This window comes from Methylobacter tundripaludum SV96 (assembly GCF_000190755.2).
In the GTDB taxonomy this organism is placed as follows: domain Bacteria; phylum Pseudomonadota; class Gammaproteobacteria; order Methylococcales; family Methylomonadaceae; genus Methylobacter_A; species Methylobacter_A tundripaludum.
The window spans coordinates 2,260,783-2,281,095 of record NZ_JH109152.1 but is presented as its reverse complement, the minus strand read 5'-3'; the positions used below and the strand labels follow the sequence as shown (position 1 = coordinate 2,281,095).

Sequence of the window (20,313 nt, the reverse complement as noted above, 5' to 3'; positions counted from 1 at the left end):
CTTATACAACGCCCCGCTTTTATATTAGCCGGAAGGAAGTCTCTTGTCGCCCTGTTTTTAGCTCTACTCGTCCTGAAACCGATAAGGCAGATAAATATGGCTGTTGGCATGATTCGTCTGCTCTTAATGTCCAACCCTTAACGCTATCCGGAGGCAACATGTTTTATCTACAGCGGATTTTACCCCCTATGAAAAGCTATTGCGTGTTGCTGCCACTGCTCTTTATTTTAAGCGGTTGCCTCGCCACACCGATCAAACCTTCACCCCACCAAATGGATGAGATACGCACGATGCTTGTGGTGCCGGTGGAGCCGCCACCGCTGGAGGTGACGCCTGATCCGATTGAATCCCGCTTTCCCGTGTACAACCAATTTCAGTATCAATCCATACCCTCCTCTGTGTACCTGAAAAAAACGGTCTACAAGAATCCCGGCGGAGTGCTCATCGCCGGTCTGCTAAGCAAAGACGACGACATGATGCCCATCGCGAATATTCACCAGACACCGGCTTCAATGGAAAAAATTGCCGGCCTGGAACCGACAGCGTCGCTTTCGGAAAACTGGACGCCAACTTTCACATTAGCGCAGGAAGCGGTTTCGCAGCTGAATGGAGATCGAATCAAGGCAATATTGAGCAAGCATTATTATCACCTGCCCATGGCAAGCGGGGATCGTAACGCCAATCTCGATAATTGGCGTAGCGCCATTGAGCAATGGTACAACCTGAATATATCATCCGTTGATTATCGCCGACATGGCCTGGAGCAGGTCGACGCTGTATTGGAAGTGGGCATTCAGACATACCGTATTTTCAACGCCCAAACGTCATTGCAGGTGCTGATCAAGCTAATCGATCCCAACACCCGGCAAGTCATCGGAAGAATCAGCGCGAAAACCCTCTCTGTTGAGGACTCGCCGGAAAGCCTGCTCAATAATGAAGCCGAAAGGTTCAAATGGCTCGTGGCCGATATGGGCGCACACTTGGTCAGTGAAGGGTTAAGTGACCTCGGACTACCGGTTAAAGCACCGGTTGACAGGTTGACGCCATGACCGTCGCCTACGCCAGGCGCCTGCGCGGTTGGCGCTTCATCCTGTTTAACGTCGTGCTCGGTCTGGGACACATGGTTGTGCTGTTCAATGTCGGAGCCTATATTGCGCTGCTGCCTGATGTTGCCGGTGACCTGGGCGGCGTGTTCCCGAGCTTCGGCACCTGGGGGCAGACGTATTTCATCATTGCCCTGGCGCTGGCCTTCCCTATCGCACGCTGGCTGTCGGACAGGTTTGGCGACTATCGCTTGTTTATCGCGGCGTTTGTCGTGTTTGCCTTCGCTTCCTATCTCTGTGCCGTCAGCCAGACCTTATGGTTGTTCATTCCAGCGCGCATTGTGCTCGGGTTTTCAGGGGGGATTACGCTCTATATAGGACAGCCGCTGCTATTGAAAGAGTACCCCGATCAGCTGAAATTGCTGGGTTTGGGAATATGGGGACTGATCACGCTGATGCCTTTTACCATCAGCTTTCCGATAGGCGGCCTGATCGCCGACGAACTTGGCTGGCGCTACCTGTTTTATCTGAACATCGTCTTCGCCTTGGCTATCGCCGGCATTTGCGGGTCATTGCTCGCCGGACGGGGATTCGAGCGCAGAGACACCCGTTTCGATAACATCGGTTTTGTTCTGCTGGCGTTGGTGATCGGCAGCATGCAGACCCTTCTGAACCTGGGCAACGATTTCGACTGGCTGAATTCGCCATTCCTGCGCGGTACGATGATCGTCCTGATCATCGCGTTACCCTGCTTTATCATCTGGGAACTCGACGAACGCCACCCGGCGTTCAGCATACGGCTTTTCGCTGACCGTAATTTTACGATAGGGGTCATTTGTCTTTCTGTTGGATTTCTTTTAATCCAGGGACTGCTCTCTTTGCTCATTGTTCAGCTGCAAGTATTGCTGGGCTATTCTTCATTCCTGGCGGGCATGGTTTACCTGCCCATGATCCTGCTTGCGGCGCCCATGACTGTAGCGATACACCGGCTGCCCAAAAGCCTGGACGTTCGCCTGCCAGCCTGCCTGAATCTTCTTGGCTTCTCCTTTACCTTTTATTGGTTAGGCCTGTTCGATGATCCCGGCTCATTCGATCAAATTTTTTGGCCCGTGTTGCTGCTCGGCTTTTTTCTGGGTTCGTTTTTCATGCCGCTGACTAGGCTAACTCTTCACGGACTGTCCGGAAGCCGGGAAATACGCGCTGCCGAAGAGACGGGGTTGCTGCGGGTTGTTGCCGGAGCATTCGGCATCACCCTGCAAGGCGTCATGCTGTTTCGGCGTACCCCTTTGCATCAGCTTCAATTGGCGGATCATTTCGGGGGACGGAAGTTTGCGTCCATTGATTTGCTGCAAGGATTTTCTTCGAGATTGGAGGCCTTTGGCCTTGATAAAACCCTGGTCAACGGCAGGCTCCTGACCCTCATCAAGCAGCAGGCAACCCTTCTGGCCTTAAACGACGCCTTTCTGCTGGCAAGCTTCCTGTTCATCGGCTTGGCCGGGTTGGTGTGGCTGGCCTATCCCACCCATCAACCGCTGCATCCGACCCTGATCAAGGAACTGGGCGACATTCAGGCGGAAGAACTCATGGTGGAACCATGATCGGTCAAATTACGCCAAAGCGATCGCGCCTTTTTGGGGCCTATGTCGTGTTTATGCTGTTGGCATCCAGTTGCGCCTGGATACCGCCAGGAGATAAGCCGGCCCAGTTCTTACATTCACCCTCCCTGGACCACGCGTTATCCCATACGGGCCGCGATGAGCCGCATGCTCCTGCCGGGCATTGGCCGCCTGAACGCTGGTGGCGGGAATTCAGCAGCTCGGAGCTCAACGGCCTGATGGATGTCGCGCTAAAGGATAACGTAGGCCTCAAAGTGGCTGCCGCCCGGCTGCGTCAGGCGCAAGCCATGGTTCGCGTGGAAGGCGCAAGGCTGCTGCCATTCCTCGATGCCGAGGCGGAGTTTGAGAACACCCGTATTTCAGAGAATGGTGTTTTTGCCGCGCTCAACCGCCAAGAAGCGGCAGGGGCAAATATCGTCTTCGGCAGGATCAATCCCTTCAACTTCCGCTACGAATTTGATTTCTGGGGGAAAAATCGTGCCGCACTGGAAGCGGCTCTGGGCGAGGCGGAGGCCGAAAAAGCGGAACAGGCCGAAGTCCTGCTTCAGTTGACTGGCGCAATTGCCCGGTCTTACATACAGGGCATGGCGCTCCGTCAGCAACTCGATCTGACGCATGACATGGCTAAGTTACGGCGCGACTTGCTCAGTATGGACGAGACCCGGTTGCAGTTGGGCCTGGATTCCGCCGACCCGGTGAAACAAGCGATCATTGAATTAGAGCAGATCAATAAGCGCGAAGCCGGTATCCGGGATCAGTTGGATATTCAGCGGAACTTGCTGGCTCGACTGGTAGGCAAAGGACCGGATGCAACACAAAACCTGTTCGCCGACACCGTGCTTAGCCCCGAAAGGATTCGCTTGCCTGCGCAGCTTCCGCTGGAGCTGCTCAGCCAACGCCCCGATCTGGCCTCCGCTCTTCACCGAACCGAGGCGGCGGCGCAACGGGTCAAGGTCGCTAAAGCCGGCTTTCTGCCCACCATCGACCTGACTGCATTTGCCGGCGTGAACGCGCTCAGGATGACGAAGGGCGCAAGTTCCCTGGCTAATCTTCTGTTCTCGGGTTCCAGTTTCTCCTATGGAATCGCACCGGGCCTGCGGCTTCCGTTGTTCGAAGGCGGACGTCTGCGCGGGGAATTGTCGGCGCAAAGGGCCGAGTACGATAGCGCAGTGGAGCTTTACAACGAAACCTTGTTACGCGCCGTACAAGAGGTAGCCGATAGCCTGAGCCGTTGGCAGGAGACACAGGCCATCCTCGAAGCGCACGGCCGCCTGCTGTCTGCTCAACATGAAAACCTGAATCTAGCCCAGGTGCGTTTTCGCAGCGGCCTTGATGATCGCAGGGCGCTGCTGGCCCGCCGACACACCTTGCTGGACCAGGAATATGTCTTGAAAAATTTGCAATCCGATCAGCTGGTTGCGATGGTGGATTTGATGGAAGCGTTGGGCGGAGGTTACGTCAACACGCTCCAACCTGTCCAACAGAGCCCTGAACAGCCCGGCTGGTGGCCATGGTAAGTTTAATGACGGCCTTGAGCGAATGGATTCGAATCGAAAATAAACTCCGGTACTGCCACTATAAAGACCTATGAAAACTCATCCCAAGATTATTCGTACCCGCCGCAACCGCTATCTCTTGTCAGTTCTGCTGGTAATGGTTGTCAGTGCTTTGATTTATGCCGGTTATTGGTGGCACTACAGCCGTTTCCGGGTTGTCAGCCATAATGCATTCATCACCGGCAACCTTATTCCGGTGGAGGCGGATGCAACGGGCATCGTCACGCAGGTGTTGGTCGAGGAAAGCCAGCATGTCAACAAGGGCGATCTGCTGGTGAGTCTCGACGAGCATCGCGCGCAGACTGCTTTAGGCCAGCGTCGAGGCGAACTGGGGCAGGTAGTGCGCGAGATCGGGGCGGTTTTTTCCACGCGCCGGCAAATCTGCCAAAAACTCATTGCCCGCTCGGCCCGGCTTGCCCGCGTGCACCATGATGTGACGCGTTTTCGGCAGGCGCTTCCAACCGGTTCAGTATCCGAGCAGGTCATGCAAAATGCCGAAGATCAGGCCACAGCCCTTGAAGCCGAGATGCGGGAAGCCGAGGCGGAACTCAAAGCCATAGAAGCCAAAGTAGGAGGCACCAGTAAAATTTTGCACCCGGACGTAGAGGCGGCCAAGTATAAATTCATCGCCGCCTATCTTGAATACTCGCGGCAGCAAATCCATGCTCCTGTTTCCGGCTATGTGTCCATGCGCAGGGCTCAGGTCGGAAGCCGGGTTCAGCCTGGAGATCCGCTGATGACCATTGTTCCTTTAGATCATCTGTGGGTGGAGGCGAACTTGCGGGAGACAGAGATAGCCCAGATACGCCCCGGCCAGCCGGCAGAGGTTAGCGTCGATCTGTACGGGAAGAACCGGATCTATCATGGCACGGTAGAAGGATTGATACCCGGCACCGGCAGCGTCTTTGCTTTATTGCCCCCGGATAATGCGGTCGGAAATTTCATTCATATTGTAGAACGCATTCCCGTGCGTATCGCATTACGGCAAGACGAGATACTGAAAAATCCAATTCGCCCCGGACTCTCCACCGTGACTTCAATCGACGTCACGGAATCGGAGCAGCCGCTGGGTGCTTCACTGGCGGCAGTGACTAGCCCGGAGTATCAGACTGACATCTTTGCCGATGAAATCGCCGATGCGGAAACCCAGGCCCAAGCGATTATCATGGATAATCTGATTCAAAAAAACGAACCACCAGAGCCGGATTGCCCGTCTCCCCAACCAGCAACCCTTAACAGCTCTGCCGCTTATCAGTGATGTGAGCTGTAACGGGTTTGAAGCATAATCGATTTAACGGCTTCAGCTTCTTTGATTATGGGCTGGCGCTATTAAAAATATCATCTCCGGTGTTTTATCGAGGTATTGTTTAATGGATAATTGATGCTCATGTTCAAAATTGGAACGCCTGCTCATTCATCGTTTCAACTTTATGCCCTGTGTGGCCTTGCCGTTTTTTGCCGCCCGCCATTAATAAAATCTCACTAACCATCCGAATTATGCGACAAAACCCTCCCCGAATTTTTATCTACGCCGCACTGCCCTGCGAGGCCAAGCCGCTGGTCGAGCATTTCAAATTAAAGAAAGATACAACGATTCAACCGTTTGCGGTTTATTTAAATCAGGACATCTGCCTGACGGTAACGGGGCTGGGGAAAAGCGCGATGGCGGCCGGGGTGGCTTACACGCAGGCTTTGTTTGCTTCAGTCGAACATCCGGTGCTGCTTAATATCGGTATCGCCGGGCATATTGGTCATGCGCTGGGCAGCCTGTTTTTAATCGACAAAATTACCGATGTTGACAGCCTGAAAAGCTATTATCCGCCCTTGGTTTTTACGCCGCCCTGCCCCACTGCAAACATCCGGACCGTATCCAGGCCGCAGCTTGTTTATGACCGGGAACATCTTTGCGACATGGAGGCGTCTGCATTTTATGAAACCGCTGTGCGATTTTCGACCGGTGAATTAATCCACTGCCTGAAAGTTATTTCGGATAACGAATCATCGCCTGCCGAAAACATCCAACCCAAGCAGGTTGCGGCATTGATAGCCGCGCATGTCGCGGCAATTGAATCCCTGCTGGCAGAATTAAGCCGTCTGGCGAAGCTGATAACGGTACAGGAACCCAAGCTGTTTGAGCAGTTGACGCAACGCTACCATTTTACAACCAGCGAACAGGGACAGCTAAAAAACCGGCTGTCCCGCTGGTCGGCATTAACCCATCAACAAGCCCTTGAGTTTGATGAAACCCGGTTTCATAAAAGCAAAGATGTCTTGTTTTGGCTGGATCAACAAATCAGTGAAATTGAATTTTGCTTATAACGTTTTTTCAAACCGCTATAAAAAGAAAAATGCGTTCTTGCTGACCGCGACTATGCCGATATAAATAAAGCAGGCAAGAGCACCGGCAAAAGCCTGCCAGCGCAGAGCGCCCTGGCTCTTGATAGCAACCATACCCAAACCGACATAGCCCAGCAGGGCTATTATTTTAGCGACAATCCAACCGTATTCACCCGACAGCCACGAACCTTGAAAAACCAGCGTAAACCCGGTGATCAGTAGCAGGGTATTGACAATATGCGGCCCGATTTTTATCCATTTTTGTTCCAGCAATTCCGGGCGCTTTTCCGCCAGATAAACCCTGCCGACAAAACTGGAGATGGATAATAAAACAAAGGTGAGATGAAGAATTTTAATCATGCTGTGCTCCTGAGGTTGAAAATATTTACATTGCTCGATAAATAAGTCTGTTGCCGATGTTGCAGTAGTATGCGCCGGAAAACCAGCGGGTCCTTTTGCTGGGTTATTTCGCCGGGTCGGGGATAACATTGATGTTCAAGGCGAGACAGCCAGAAGCGCAACGCCGCGGCCCTGAGCAGGATCGGCCAGTGTTGTTTTTCCAGCGGCTCCAACGGCCTCAGGCTTTCGTAAGCGGATAGCAACGCCGTGAATTTTTCGGCATTAACCGTGCCGTTATCGCAGCACCAATCGTTAGCCGTTATCGCAACATCGAGCAGCAAGGTATCGGTGCAGGCGCTGTAAAAATCCAACAAACCGCTGAGCTGGCCATCAACAAACAACACATTATCCCTGAACAGATCGGCGTGAATGACGCCCCGAGGCAGATTAACCGGGGTGTTTTCCGATTGGAAAGCCAGCTCATCATCAATCAGCTCACGATCGCTTGCCGATAAATGCGCGCCGACTTTACTCAGCACCGTTTTACACCAGCTTAAATCATTGCCGTTTTTTATCGGAAAAACGTAGTCCTCCGTGCAGCGATGCAAACTTGCCAGCTGCAAGCCGATTTCCTGGCAATGCAAAATGGATGGGATTGCCGTTGCCGTACCGGATAAACGATTGAATACCGCAGCCGGTTTACCGTTAAGCTGTCGCAACGAATTTGCCTGCCGGTCGCTTTGAGGCCTAGGGCACGGCAAGTTGTTTTCGCCCAGGTGCGCCAGTAATTTTAAAAAATGCGGCAATTCATCGGCAGTCAGCGACTCGAACAGGGTCAACACAAAACTGCCTTGCGTGGTGGTTACGAAATAATTGGTATTGTCTATGCCGTCCGTTATACCCTCAAAACTGACGACTTCACCGAGGGTATAAGCACTAAAGAATTGATCGAGTTGCGGGCGTGTTATGCGAGTAAATACAGACACCGGTTTTAAGCGACTACCATTCCAGCAACTTCCACATATTGATATCGAGTTCTCTATCTATATTGTTGCGGCGTTCATCCATTTTGCCATCGCCGTTGGTATCAATAAAATAATACGGGGGCCCCACAGCCGGTACGACTTTTATCATATAAAGCCTACCGCCGCGCCGGTATTCCTGAATGGTTTCCTTACCTTTACGAATAATGGTGATGTCCGGCTCCATGGTTTCACCGTTTTGCACCGGCAAAGGCGGTTCCGGCGCTTCCGGCGCTTCCGGCACAGCCTCAAGCTCAGGCGGCCGCTCATCGACAGCATAGACCGGGAAGGCCAGCAAACTCAGTAGAATAAAACGTCGCATAGAGTGACTCTTTGTAAAAATAAAAACTGCGGCTATCTTATTACAGTTTTTACCGGCTTGCTTGACTAAAATAACGCCACAATCAATGTCATCAATGTTGGGTTTCGTTTCCTACCTATCAGGCTTCCAGCTCTACATTCGCGGCGAACCGGATTATCAAGGTCGCCCAGCCATTGTTTCAATCTGTTTTTTAAAACACTCATTACCCAGCGGAGTACCAGAACACAAACTTGCACGAATCATAGCCAACTCATTGGCATCGACTTTCGCATTTCAGCGGCTGTGCTTACTCAGTTAAAAAGCGGCTTAGCATGACCCATCGATTTCCTTTGGAGTTATCAACTTAAAGCGAGACAAATCAATAGCATAAGCTTTGCCTGTTCGCAAGCAGAGTCGGCACTTCCCGTGCCATAGAGTATTCACGCAGCCCTACTTTAAGTTGCCAGTCTATTTCGTCAAACGCACACTGCCTAAAGTCCTATTAAATTAACAATCCCTAAAATATTTTATGAATTGTTTTATAATCGTCCCATGATCACAAATTTAGCGCTATCGACCATATCACCTGTTAAGCGGGCTGAGTCTCATGTTGAGTACTCTCGCGCCCTACTTAAATCAAATTTTCTGGCCGATTCCAGACCTTGGGTTGTTGCCTATTCGGGAGGTAAGGATTCCACGCTGGTTTTGCAGCTGGTTTATGAATTGTTGTTATCCCTCGATTCAACACAGCGCAAGCCGGTCTACATCGTGTCGTCTGATACTCGGGTAGAAGCGCCCAATATCGAATCCTATTTGGAAGAAAGTATTGCAGCGATTAATAGACATGCCACTACCTCCAATTTGCCAATTCACGCAGAATTAATACAGCCTGCCGTTGATCAGGGTTTTTGGGGGAATTTGATCGGAAAAGGGTATCCACCACCGACTCGCTGGTTTCGCTGGTGTACTTCAAAAATGAAAATTAAGCCGGTTAAATCGGCTATTGAAGATGTTATTCGAAAACACGGCAGCGTTATACTTCTATTGGGTACGCGTACCGATGAAAGCATCAGCCGCAGTCAGAGTATGAATGCCCGCGAATTAAGCAGCCGTATGCTTAATCCGCATCATGAAATACCCAATGCGCTGGTATTGTCGCCCATCTCCAAATGGACTAGCGATGAGGTTTGGGAATATCTTTTTATGCATAACCCGCCTCCGTGGGGTGAAAGCCACGATTTTATGTTAGATTTATACCGGCAGGCGAACGGCGGCGAATGTCCGGTTGTAGTTGATCTCAATACGCCATCTTGCGGCGGCAGCCGTTTTGGCTGTTGGACATGTACCGTGATTAAAACCGATAAATCCATGGAAAGTTTTATCGAAAATGGCGAAGCATGGATGAAGCCGCTTAATAAATACCGCAATTGGCTCAAAGAAATTCGAGAAGATGATTCGCGCCGTAGCCCCGTCAGGCGTGATGGGCGCGAAGGAAACGGGCCGTTTATCGCGTCCACCCGCAAAGAAATGCTGGAAGAGCTGCTTAAAACGGAACAACAAGTGAACAAAAGACTGATTTCCGATGAAGAGATTATGTATATCCAATCCATCTGGAGCAACGACTTTGATGTTTTCGACAGTGCGCTTCGTATTGCAGAAAAATATGGGCGGGAGCCTTGGCTAACCCTAAACACACTATGAATGAATATACGGAATTATTGCTGTCCCTGGCTAAAGAACATCATATCCCTGATGAACTAGCCGAATCATTAAGTGAATTAATGCAAAAGTATCCCGACCTGAGTCAATGGGGTAGTCATGCGGAATTGAAACGCAAACTTGAAATGCTTACCGAGTCAGCTTTTAAGGATAAACTGATAATAACGGAATGATTTTTAAAACTATCACCTTAAACAACTTATTTTCCTATTATGGAACCCATGATTTCGATTTAAGCCCGAACCCGGACGGGCATCGGAATATTGTAATTATCATGGGCCGCAATGGCTTAGGGAAAACCAGCTTCCTCAATAGTGTTAAGTTGCTGTTTGGCGGCGTCACTAAGGATTTGACCGCAAGCGTTCAGCGGGGTTCAGTGACTCAGCCGAAAAGCTTTGTCTTGGGACACAAAGACTGGTGGGGAATTTTAAATCAAAAAGCCAGAGCCGAGAAAAACATGCAATGCAGCATCAAGGCAGTGTTACTTGACTCTTCCAATCAGGAAATCCATATCTCGCGTTGTTGGGATTTAAGCAACGATAATTACTATGATCAATTGGAAATCCAAGCGCCGCGTAAACCGCTGCTTAAAGGTGATACTGCGCAGCAATATTTGTCCGAGTTATTGCCTTTGGATTATATCCCTTTCTTTTTTTTCGATGCAGAAGAAATAGGCTATTTGGCAGAAGCCAATCGCAATCAAACTATTGAAAAAATGGAGTTATTACTGAACATTCGCCCTGCGGACAATATAAAAACCGTAGTTAGGGAACTACGCCGGGAATATCAGAAGGATGCAATGGATGCCCAAGCAAGAGAAGCCCATACCAAGGCCGAGCACCGGCTTGAAGAACTGCATCTTCATTTAGAAACCTTGCAACAAGCTCAAGAAGAGATCGATGCCGACATAGAAGCTCAGGAAGACGCATTGAATGATACACGCCGCAAAATGCGCAATCTGACCGGAACCGGATCGATAGAAAAAAATGCTCGTTTGGAAGAAAACAAACGCCAGCTTGAAAAGCAGCAGGCCGAGGCATTATCCGACATTTCTACGGCTTTTGAACATGATGCTTTTTTGCGTTTGAATGCCGATTTAGCCCTACAAGCCATGCATGTCGCCGAAACTTGTGCTTTCAGCAAAGGCAATGAAATGTCTGAGTTAATCCATTCGCTTAAAGATGAGTTGACTGAAATCTTTAATAAACCACCTTATCCAAACACTCGTTTAACCACTGCGCAAGCCAATTTTTACCAGGAACGTATCGCCAAATTAATAGATGCCAGAGACATTAGTAATGATGAAGAACAGGCATTGTTTGTTTTGGATACCGGCAGGGCGCGTAAGTTGGCTAATTTTTTTGCCGCCTATCAACCTGAACAAAATCCGGCGAATGAGCTGTTTCATCGTTTAAATAATGCAATTGCCGCTAGCCAGGAAATTGTAGATATAGACGATGAGTTACAAACTGTCAGCCAACTTTCCGATGAAAATAAAGTTGATCTGAAAAAACTAGAATACGATGAAGAAGCGATACAAAATCATTTATTAAATCAAAGAGTCGAATCGGAACGGCTTAAACAGGAACAACACATTACAGGCCGAGAACTCACTAAAGCAGAGAGCGCTATTAATATTTCCCAAGCTCAGGTGAAAAATGCCTTAAAAGCACGTGACCGTTTGACCTTGTTAGATAATATGCTGGCATTATTGGATGCTTATAAACAAAAAATAAAAGCCAGAAAACGGAATAGCGTGGAACAGGCTTTTAACCGTCATTTACATGAATTATTGGATTCCAACCAACTTATTGCCGAGGTAAAAATTAATGATAGTTTTGCATTGAGTTATCACGGCAAATCCGGCGAAATCATACCAATGAGCAGTTTGTCGGCAGGCATGAAACAGCTTTGTGCTACCGCCTTATTGTGGGCTTTAAAAGAAGCGGCCGACCGACAGTTACCGGTCGTCATTGATACGCCCTTGGGTCGTATCGATAAACGCCATCAGGACAATTTGTTGGAAAAGTATTATCCCAATGCAGGCTCTCAGGTCATCTTATTGCCTACCGACTCGGAACTGGACGAAAGAAAACGGGAATTACTAGCCCCCTATATTTACCGGGAATATCTTTTACACAACATTGACGGTAATAGCACTACGGTGGAACCGATTACTTCAAGGCAGGAAGTGAATCATGGCTAATATCTCGATTAGTGAAGAAGATGAAAATATTATTCTGCAAGTTAGAAGCTTAGGTTTTCGCACACCTGATGCAGCAAAATACCGGGTATTGCGCTTGGCTTTGGCAAAATCTTTAAGGATAGAAACGCCGCCTGAATCCGGTTTGGATACTATCGAGAAGAAAGGAAGGGATTACGATTTAGAGGTGGTCACTGGCTTTGGAAAATCAGAAAATGAAAAAGGCTTTCACGATTTTGATGATGCTGTACGCGCTTTATTAAGTGTTTATCATCAAGAAGATTTATTTGCTTCGGATCAAGAGTATAAAAAACTCTTGCAACGCCATATACGCCGAGGACTGAGAGAAATACGCACCAGTTGGAACGCCGGCCATAATTTTATTAATTGGTTGCGGGAAGAATTATTTCAAGGTCTAACATCCGACAATGCCCAACTCGCCGTGGCAACCGAGACTGATTTATTGCTTGATGCATTGGCTGAAATCAGCGTACATGCAGCTATTCGCGATATAAAACAAGGCATCCGTTTAGATCGTTACGCCCTTTATCTAGCCAATATCAATCATCTCGATAACTTAAAAAAAGGTTTAAGTAAGTTATCTTTTCGTTTGGGTCTTCCTGAAAATGCGATTACCTTATCCGGCAACAAAGAAGCGGGCGTCGTAAATCTGGATATTCCTCGTTCCCCAGAACATTGGAAAACCGTTGCTCCCGCCAGATTGAATGAATGGGCTGATCTCCCGCATCCTGAAAAATTACCAGTCTGGCTGGGACAAACCGTTCTCGGCGAGAATTTCAACATGGATTTGGCGGAAGCCCCTCATGTTTTATTGGCTGGAGCTACGGGAAGCGGTAAAACCGTCTGTTTGCATAGTTTGATTTGCTCGTTACTTAAAACTCAAAGCCAAGAAAAGCTTCAGTTTGCATTGATTGATCCTAAAGGCACTGAATTGAACGCTTATGCAAAGTTGCCGAATTTATTCGGTGGTTTTGTTGCTAAATCTACGTTAGAAGCAGCCAATATGTTAGATGAACTGGTTGAGACGATGGAGGCCAGGAACCGCTTATTCGTAGAAATGGGGGTCCGTGATATTGATGAGGCTTCCAAAAAATCGGCTTTACCCCGTATTGTGGTGGTGGTTGAAGAGCTGGCCGATTTGTTGATGCAATCGCGGGAACTGGAAACTCCATTGGTGAGACTTGCCCAAAAAGCACGTTCTACCGGGATACATTTGGTGTTGGCTACACAAAGACCAGATGCAGCAACGTTCAGCGGGCTTTTGCGTAGCAATATTCCGGTCAGGATTGCTTTAAGAGTGCAAAAACACACGGAATCTTCAATCATTCTCGATCAAAAAGGCGCAGAAGCATTGTTGGGTAAAGGCGACATGCTAATAAAGTTGACGGATCAACTGGAACCGATACGGGTACACGGAGCGAAAATCGGCGATAGCGAGATTGCTTTAGCCATCCAAAAATTTGGTCGATAAATTCTTGAAGGTAAATACTATGGATGAATTGAAAATATATGAATTTCGGCCTTTATTTCTAACCTTAGATCGCATTGGCCCATTTAGGAATGTTCACGAAATAGACTTCACTGACAGCAAGCATCATCCGTGCAATTTTTATATGGTGGTTTCTGCCAATGGAATGGGTAAAACTACGGCATTGGAGATATTTTCCTGTCTGATGAATTTATTGGGTAAAAAGGAAATTTCCACTTACGGGCATGAAGACCTGGATAAAAAAGACGGGCGAGCTCAATTGGATTTTTGGGTGCGCTTACATTGGCAAGGCCGGGATATGTCCATTGTGTTATCGGTGCTTGCTGGAAGAATTGGCGAGGAGGTTTTTCTTAAACCCTGGACGGATGAACTATTGACCATGCATAACGCGGAAAATTGGCATCGTGTGGGGTTTCGTAGTCCGGTTCCAGGGCGTTACGAGGCTATTATGTCCCGTAAAGATGAGCTGCTATTAGACTTATCTTCAACTATCCGGGCAAGCCTGGAAAATGCGCATGAAGAACACTTTCTTCAACCTGGCTTCCATTTGCCGACAGCGCTCTATTTTTCAGCCTATCGGGATATTCCCGGCATTAGTGATGATAATAACGGTAACGGTCGCAATATTAGTCAGCCATCGCACTGGAATTATCGGCCTCTCTATGCTTTCGATGCGCATAGTACTTTATGGCGTGATTCGCTGGATAATCTGGTTATCTGGCTTAAATGGCTGGAGAACGGTTCTTTCGAAGCGGCACAGAAACTTATAGACGAACAAGTTTTCGTTGACACTCCGAAACGTTTAAAGGGTGTGCGAAAGGTACCGCCTGAAGCTCTGGTTGATGCGGGTGATGGTGAAATCCACAGGCTGGATAGATTGAGTAGTGGTGAAAAAAGCCTAGCCCATTTGTTTCTTCGAATAGGCGCGCATGGAACAGCCAATACCATTATCCTGATCGATGAAATCGATGCGCATCTGCATATTCGTTGGCAACATCGTCTTTATAATGCATTGGAAAAATTGGCGGAAGATCATCCCGGCTTTACCGTTATTATGACAACCCATTCGACTGAAATACTAAGACGTTTTACTACGTCGATGAACATCGAGAAGGAAAGTTTATATCTTGGTGGTGATTTAATCGAGCAACAAGAATTAATTTGAATTAAATAGGGAAATATTATGAGTAGTTTTAAAGGGATAGCACCTGATTTTATCGACAGCAAGTATGAGGGGGGTATTAAAGTATTTTTAGAGTCAACTGAAGATGTGCGTATTTTTAGCGATCATTGGTTCAGTCATTATCAAGATAAAATCAGTTTTGAAAGTGCGGAAGACGGCAGTAATAAAGGTGGCGGTGGATGCAATGCTGTGTTACGCAAAGTTAAGGAAGCTGAAAACCAGCAATTAACCGCTTACGGTATTGTAGATAGGGATAAGCTTTTGGGGGATGATGATAAACAGGATATTTTTTGGGAAACTGATGATGTCAAGTTTCATGCTTCCTCGCCTTATGGACAGAATATTCACGTGCTTCGCCGCTGGGAAATGGAAAATTATTTATTAAAGCCGGAGGCTTTTAGAGCAGAGCTGCAATGTAGGTCATCTAATCCGCCGGAAATTTCGACAGGAACGCTGCTAAATCATGAAGATGATTTAATAAAACTCACTGCATTTAGTACTGTTCTGGCTAAGAAGAGCATTTCCGCTCCAGACGAAGGCTTTGGACGCGCTTATTCGGGCGAAAGTTTACATACGGCATTAAATAATTATCTTTCATCTTCTAAAATCACGCTTGAATCCAGCGAATTTTCAAAAGATATAAATCAAATTTCAGCATTCACCAACAATGAAGAAAACCCAGACATGCGGTGGGATAAGCTTTCAAGGATTTTAGATGGGAAAAGGGCATTGTATAAATTTTGTTCAATCTTCCATCGGGAATATAAACTTGGAGGATTCCAATTTGTAAATGAAGTAAAAGGCTGTCTTGCTAATAGAATAGCTTCCAAAAGAGAACTGCTTGATGAAGAGCTGTGTACCACGATTGAACGATTCGCAGAAAGCCGCTGATACTTCCTGATCGGCAACACCCTTCTCCCCATAAGCTCACTCCCCACCCGCCAACCGATACCCAACGCCCGCTTCGGTCAGCAAATAACGCGGCTGGGTAGGATCCGCTTCAAGCTTCCGGCGCAATTGCCCCCTGTAAATCCGCACATAGGGCGCATTAAAACCTCTTGCCAATGCGCATTCTGGTTGACACAATATGCGCATCAAAAATTCGTATATGGAGCGCATCATGCAAGAAAGTTTCTATGACACTCATGCCTCGAAAAAACCTACAAATCTCAGCATCAACAGCGACCTGCTTCAAAAGGCAAAAGCCCTGCACATCAATCTTTCCAAGGCATTAGAGCAACGCCTTGTCGAAATGCTGCTGGAAGAAAAACGCAGGGAATGGCGCGAAGAAAATCGCGAAGCCATTGACGCTTACAATCGGCGCATTGAAACAGACAGCGTGTTCAGCGACGGTTTAAGGAAATTTTGATGGCGCAGTTCGATGTCTTTGAAAACCCAAATAAAGCCACAAATCAAACAATTCCTTATCTACTCGATGTTCAGTCTGACTTGCTCGATAACCTTTCAACACGCGTAGTCGTACCCCTCGTATCCGCTTCGGCTATGGGTAAAGCGATCAAACATCTTAATCCTGAATTCACAATAAGAAATACCGCTGTGTTTATGTCTACAGCGGAATTGGCTGGCGTTCCAGTTCGGGCTATCGGTGAAAAAGTCGACTCACTAACAGGCCGGCGTCATGAAATTATTTCTGCACTTGATTTTCTATTCACCGGCTTCTGAACATTAATTGGCGGTTTGCTCGGCAATTGCTCCACCTAATCTTGCAGGATGACGCTAAGCGTCTGGAATGGCTGACTCGGATGTAGGCCGGAATAAGCTCGCCCGGCGACAGCAAGGGCGGGCGTTTCCGGCAACTCTTGAGCTTCGAAATGCCGGAAACCCCTGTCCTGCGCTGAACGCGCGGACAGGCTTATTCCGGCCTACTTCAAGATGTGTATGACGATGAGCGCTGGAGCGTGGAAACGATAAAAATTTTTCAATTTATTCCCCACCCGCCAACCGATACCCCACGCCCGCTTCGGTCAGCAGATAACGCGGCTGAGTAGGATCAGCCTCAAGTTTCCGGCGCAATTGTCCCATGTAAATCCGCACATAGTGGGCGTGCTCCACGTAGGCAGGCCCCCAAACATCCAGCAATAACTGTCGATGCGTCAGTACTTTGCCCGCATGATGAATCAACACGGTCAGCAGCCGGTATTCGATCGGGGTCAGATGAATTTCCCGGTCGCCGATATGTACGCTGCGCCGGGATAAATCAACCTGTAAATCGCCGACGCTAAACAGCGTTTCAACGCTGTCCCCGGCAAGCTGCGCGGCATGACGTAGCGATACGCGGATACGCGCCAGCAGTTCGCCGATGCTGAACGGCTTAGTCAAGTAATCGTCCGCTCCGGCATCCAGCGCGGCTATCTTGTTGCTTTCCTGACTCCTGGCCGACAGCACAATGATCGGCACGGCAGACCACTCGCGCACCTTGCGGATCACCTCTATGCCATCCATGCCCGGCAAACCCAGGTCGAGGATGACCAGCTCCGGTTTGCGCGTGCCGATTTCCACAACGCCCCGTTCGCCGGTTCCGGCCTCAATCACCTGAAATCCCTGCACGCTCAGGCCGGTACGCAAAAACCGGCGGATTTGCGGGTCGTCCTCGATGACCACAATGACAGGTTTAGTGTTATTCATCTTGCAGCTGTTCCACTGCCAATTGCGGCGGCGCTTCGTCTACGGGTAGCAGAAAAAAGAATTGCGCCCCGCCGCCAAGCCTATTGGCGGCTCCGATAACGCCGCCATGCGCGATAATAATGGCCTTGCAAATAGCCAATCCGAGGCCGACGCCGCTTTGCGTACCTTCCCGATGTACCCGATAGAATTTATCGAACAGTTTTTCCTCTTCTCCCGGCGGGATACCGGGGCCGCGATCCGCTACCGTCACCTTTAACATATGAGCGGAAATTTCGGCAATAATGTCGATAGGGCTGCCCGTCGGCGTATATTTGCAGGCATTTTCCAAAATATTGACCAGCACCTGTTCGATCAGTACCGCATCAACGCGCACCAGACACAGATCATCCGGCAGCTTGGTGTTGATCACACGTCCTTCAAGCCGCTTGTGCATCCGCGTCAAAGTGCCGCCGATAATTTCATCCAACGGATACCATTGCCGGTTCAGCGATGCCTGCCCTGCATCCAGACGGGCCATATCCAGAATATTATTGGTCAGATTCGACATGCGTAGCGCTTCGTCATAAATGGTCAGACTCAATTCCTGCCGATCAGGAGGGGCAAGCTGGGCATCCTCTTCCACCAAGGTACTGGCGGCACCGACGATGGACGCCAAAGGCGTGCGTAAATCATGGGAAATGGCGCTGAGCAAAGAGTTGCGCAGGGTCTCGGATTCCATGCGCAATTGCGTCTGTTGCGCTTCTTCGGAAAGACGCACCCGTTCAACGGTTTGGGCAATCTGGCTGATAAAGGTATCCAACAGCCGACGCTGTTCGGGTAGAAACACCCGCCGTAGATTGGCGGCGCGCAAAGCCAACACACCGATGACACCACGAAAACCGGACATAGGAAAAAACACCGCACCGGCTCCGGGTAAGGTATCGGTGCCTTGTCCGGCCATTTGGTCGTGGTCGAAAACCCACTGCGCCACGCTGAGATCGCAATCGCGCAAGGACTCCGGGGCGGGCGGATCCAGCGGGTAGGCTATCCGGCTGTCATCCACGGGAAACAGCAATACGCTGGCGCCACCGAATTCATCCTGAATATGACGCGCGGCGATTCTGGCAGTATCCGCTACGGTGCGGCTGGCCGCCAGCTCTTCACTCAGCGCGTAAAGAACATTAGCGCGCCGTTCCCGATGCGAGGCAACCTTCGCCTGGGAACGCATGTTGCTGGTCAGATGGCTGATAATCAACCCCACCAGCAGCATAATTAAGAATGTCACTAAATACTGGACATCCGCAACCGCAAAGGTATGAACCGGGTTGACAAAGAAAAAATCGAATGCGACAACGCTCAGTACCGAGGTCAGAACGGAAGCCTCACGGCCAAAGCGGGCCGCCATAAAAACCACGCCCAGCAAATAAACCATGACCAGATTAGCCAGCTCGAATTTCCCGGACATTAACCAGGCAAGCAACGTCGTGCAACTGGTCATAGCCAGCGCCCAGCCCCAATTTAACCAACGGCGCTTGGCGCGTCCCCAGGGATAACTGGAGCGTAGTATTTTTGCCCCTGGTATTTCCTTAGACGTTTTTTGCTCGGAAGCATCTTTGCCGCGCGGACTGCCCAGCAAATAGACGTTGATGTTATGTGCATCGGTAATCAGGGTATCGACGACCGAGCCCAGCATCCAACGTTTCCAGCCCCGGCGACGGGGTTTGCCCAACACGATTTTGGTGACGTTGCGGCTTTTGGCGAAACTCAGGATTTCTTTGCTCATATCAGGGCCAGACAAAGTCACCGTTTCGGCACCCAGCTGTTCGGCAAAGCGCAGCACCCGCAATACCTCATCGCGACGTTCGGCAGGCAGGCGTTGCAACTCCGGCGTTTCCACGTAGGTCACGATCCAGTGCGCATGCAGACTGGTAGCGAGTCGCTTGGCGGCGCGTACCAGCCGCTCGGCGATAGCATTGGGGCCTATGCAGACCATTATCCTGTCGCCAACCTGCCAAACATCGCGTATCGCGTGGTCGTCCCGATAGTCTTGCATTTGCGCGTCGACCCGATCAGCGGTGAGGCGTAAGGATAACTCACGCAAGGCAATCAGATTGCCTTTGCGGAAGAAACTGTTCATCGCCCGTTCCGCCTGTTGCGGCACATAAACCTTGCCTTCTTTGAGCCGCAACAATAATTCATCGGGCGGCAAATCAATCAATTCGACTTCGTCCGCCAGCTCGAATACCGTGTCAGGCACCGTTTCCTTAACCTGCACCCCGGTTACTTGACTGACATCGTCGTTGAGACTTTCCAGATGCTGGACGTTGAGGGTACTGTAAACATCGATACCGGCGTTCAGTAATTCCTCTACATCCTGCCAGCGTTTGGGATGACGGCAACCGGCGGCATTGCTGTGCGCTAATTCATCCACTAAAACTAAGGTCGGACGACGTTTCAGCGTACCGTCCAGATCAAACTCGCGCAGTACCGTACCGCGATGTTTAACCAGTTTGGGCGGCAGCACATCCAGGCCTTGTAATACTGCGACGGTTTCTTGCCGATCATGGGTTTCCACCAGACCGACCACCACATCGACACCTTCAGCCCGTTTGGCTTTGGCGGCCAGTAACATGGCGTAGGTTTTTCCAACTCCCGCTGCCGCGCCGAAAAAAACCTTGAGTCGTCCGCGTCGCCGCTGGTTTTCCTCTCGCTCTACACGGGCTAGCAGGGCGTCAGGGTCTGGTCGTGTGTCGTTCATGCGTGAGTCCGGTCGTTGCTAAAAATAGTGTGTAGATCATTATTCGCTGGTTCCCAAACTTAAAGCTTGGGAATTCGCTTTGGAAGCCTATCCTGAGCCTT

At 49.5% G+C, this 20,313-nt stretch carries 18 protein-coding genes and 1 pseudogene; 13 read left to right on the top strand and 6 right to left on the bottom strand.

The genetic code is table 11. The annotated features are described in order from the left end of the window. Nucleotides 1-188 precede the first annotated feature (188 nt). The 5 genes from METTU_RS10245 to METTU_RS10225 all read left to right on the top strand — a co-directional run bounded on the left by METTU_RS10245 (nucleotide 189) and on the right by METTU_RS10225 (nucleotide 6,534). Nucleotides 189-1,049 (top strand): hypothetical protein, encoded by an 861-nt coding sequence (locus METTU_RS10245; protein WP_150107774.1) that lies wholly within the window; start codon nucleotides 189-191, stop codon nucleotides 1,047-1,049. Beyond that, entirely contained in the window at nucleotides 1,046-2,641 is a 1,596-nt protein-coding gene (locus METTU_RS10240) for a DHA2 family efflux MFS transporter permease subunit (RefSeq protein WP_006891422.1), read from the top strand. Before METTU_RS10245 ends, METTU_RS10240 begins: the two co-directional genes overlap by 4 nt. Then, nucleotides 2,638-4,176 (top strand): efflux transporter outer membrane subunit, encoded by a 1,539-nt coding sequence (locus tag METTU_RS10235; protein ID WP_006891421.1) that lies wholly within the window; start codon nucleotides 2,638-2,640, stop codon nucleotides 4,174-4,176. The genes METTU_RS10240 and METTU_RS10235 overlap by 4 nt, the downstream gene beginning before the upstream one ends. Before the next feature lie 70 nt (nucleotides 4,177-4,246). Further along, nucleotides 4,247-5,473: an HlyD family secretion protein gene (locus tag METTU_RS10230; protein ID WP_006891420.1), complete on the top strand. Its 1,227-nt coding sequence runs from the start codon at nucleotides 4,247-4,249 to the stop codon at nucleotides 5,471-5,473. A 239-nt stretch (nucleotides 5,474-5,712) separates the two neighbouring features. Then, the gene (locus METTU_RS10225; RefSeq protein WP_006891419.1) at nucleotides 5,713-6,534 is read left to right on the top strand and encodes a nucleoside phosphorylase-I family protein; all 822 of its coding nucleotides are present in this window, start codon (nucleotides 5,713-5,715) and stop codon (nucleotides 6,532-6,534) included. 15 nt (nucleotides 6,535-6,549) lie between these two features. On the opposite strand, the gene METTU_RS10220 is transcribed toward METTU_RS10225, so the two are convergent. Genes METTU_RS10220 through METTU_RS10210 form a run of 3 tightly spaced genes read right to left on the bottom strand, consistent with a single transcriptional unit; the run spans nucleotide 6,550 to nucleotide 8,235 of the window. After that, a complete protein-coding gene (locus METTU_RS10220; protein WP_006891418.1) occupies nucleotides 6,550-6,912 on the bottom strand; it encodes a SirB2 family protein in 363 nt (120 codons plus the stop codon). Beyond that, nucleotides 6,909-7,877: a homoserine kinase gene (locus METTU_RS10215; RefSeq protein WP_006891417.1), complete on the bottom strand. Its 969-nt coding sequence runs from the start codon at nucleotides 7,875-7,877 to the stop codon at nucleotides 6,909-6,911. Before METTU_RS10215 ends, METTU_RS10220 begins: the two co-directional genes overlap by 4 nt. A 13-nt stretch (nucleotides 7,878-7,890) precedes the next feature. After that, nucleotides 7,891-8,235, bottom strand: coding sequence for a DUF2782 domain-containing protein (locus tag METTU_RS10210; RefSeq protein ID WP_006891416.1), 345 nt, complete (start codon nucleotides 8,233-8,235; stop codon nucleotides 7,891-7,893). Between the two features lie 531 nt (nucleotides 8,236-8,766). On the opposite strand from METTU_RS10210, the gene dndC reads away from it, so the two are divergent. The 6 genes from dndC to METTU_RS10180 all read left to right on the top strand — a co-directional run bounded on the left by dndC (nucleotide 8,767) and on the right by METTU_RS10180 (nucleotide 15,720). After that, a complete protein-coding gene (gene dndC / locus METTU_RS10205; RefSeq protein WP_006891415.1) occupies nucleotides 8,767-9,915 on the top strand; it encodes a DNA phosphorothioation system sulfurtransferase DndC in 1,149 nt (382 codons plus the stop codon). After that, on the top strand, nucleotides 9,912-10,106 hold the full coding sequence (locus tag METTU_RS10200) for a DNA modification system-associated small protein (protein ID WP_006891414.1): 195 nt from the start codon (nucleotides 9,912-9,914) through the stop codon (nucleotides 10,104-10,106). Before dndC ends, METTU_RS10200 begins: the two co-directional genes overlap by 4 nt. Then, a complete protein-coding gene (dndD, locus tag METTU_RS10195) occupies nucleotides 10,103-12,139 on the top strand; it encodes a DNA sulfur modification protein DndD (protein WP_006891413.1) in 2,037 nt (678 codons plus the stop codon). The genes METTU_RS10200 and dndD overlap by 4 nt, the downstream gene beginning before the upstream one ends. Further along, the gene (locus tag METTU_RS10190; RefSeq protein WP_006891412.1) at nucleotides 12,132-13,628 is read left to right on the top strand and encodes an FtsK/SpoIIIE domain-containing protein; all 1,497 of its coding nucleotides are present in this window, start codon (nucleotides 12,132-12,134) and stop codon (nucleotides 13,626-13,628) included. Before dndD ends, METTU_RS10190 begins: the two co-directional genes overlap by 8 nt. A 163-nt stretch (nucleotides 13,629-13,791) precedes the next feature. After that, on the top strand, nucleotides 13,792-14,811 hold the full coding sequence (locus METTU_RS10185; protein ID WP_254257865.1) for an AAA family ATPase: 1,020 nt from the start codon (nucleotides 13,792-13,794) through the stop codon (nucleotides 14,809-14,811). A gap of 18 nt (nucleotides 14,812-14,829) precedes the next feature. After that, complete coding sequence (locus tag METTU_RS10180) at nucleotides 14,830-15,720, top strand: DUF4435 domain-containing protein (protein WP_006891410.1); 891 nt, start codon at nucleotides 14,830-14,832, stop codon at nucleotides 15,718-15,720. A gap of 36 nt (nucleotides 15,721-15,756) precedes the next feature. Here the strand turns inward: METTU_RS10180 and METTU_RS22425 are convergent. Then, nucleotides 15,757-15,870: pseudogene (locus tag METTU_RS22425) on the bottom strand (winged helix-turn-helix domain-containing protein); the annotation flags it as partial. Between the two features lie 79 nt (nucleotides 15,871-15,949). On the opposite strand from METTU_RS22425, the gene METTU_RS10170 reads away from it, so the two are divergent. Together METTU_RS10170 and METTU_RS10165 are read left to right on the top strand one after the other, a co-directional pair. Then, nucleotides 15,950-16,198 carry a type II toxin-antitoxin system CcdA family antitoxin gene (locus METTU_RS10170; RefSeq protein ID WP_006891409.1) on the top strand — a complete coding sequence of 83 codons (249 nt, stop codon included), beginning with the start codon at nucleotides 15,950-15,952 and terminating at the stop codon, nucleotides 16,196-16,198. Next, nucleotides 16,198-16,512, top strand: coding sequence for a CcdB family protein (locus tag METTU_RS10165; protein ID WP_006891408.1), 315 nt, complete (start codon nucleotides 16,198-16,200; stop codon nucleotides 16,510-16,512). The genes METTU_RS10170 and METTU_RS10165 overlap by 1 nt, the downstream gene beginning before the upstream one ends. Nucleotides 16,513-16,773: 261 nt before the next feature. Here METTU_RS10165 and METTU_RS10160 read toward each other — a convergent pair whose 3' ends face one another. Together METTU_RS10160 and METTU_RS10155 are read right to left on the bottom strand one after the other, a co-directional pair. Further along, nucleotides 16,774-17,475 carry a response regulator gene (locus tag METTU_RS10160; RefSeq protein WP_006891407.1) on the bottom strand — a complete coding sequence of 234 codons (702 nt, stop codon included), beginning with the start codon at nucleotides 17,473-17,475 and terminating at the stop codon, nucleotides 16,774-16,776. Then, complete coding sequence (locus METTU_RS10155; protein WP_006891406.1) at nucleotides 17,468-20,212, bottom strand: DUF4118 domain-containing protein; 2,745 nt, start codon at nucleotides 20,210-20,212, stop codon at nucleotides 17,468-17,470. The genes METTU_RS10160 and METTU_RS10155 overlap by 8 nt, the downstream gene beginning before the upstream one ends. Between the last annotated feature and the right edge of the window lie 101 nt (nucleotides 20,213-20,313).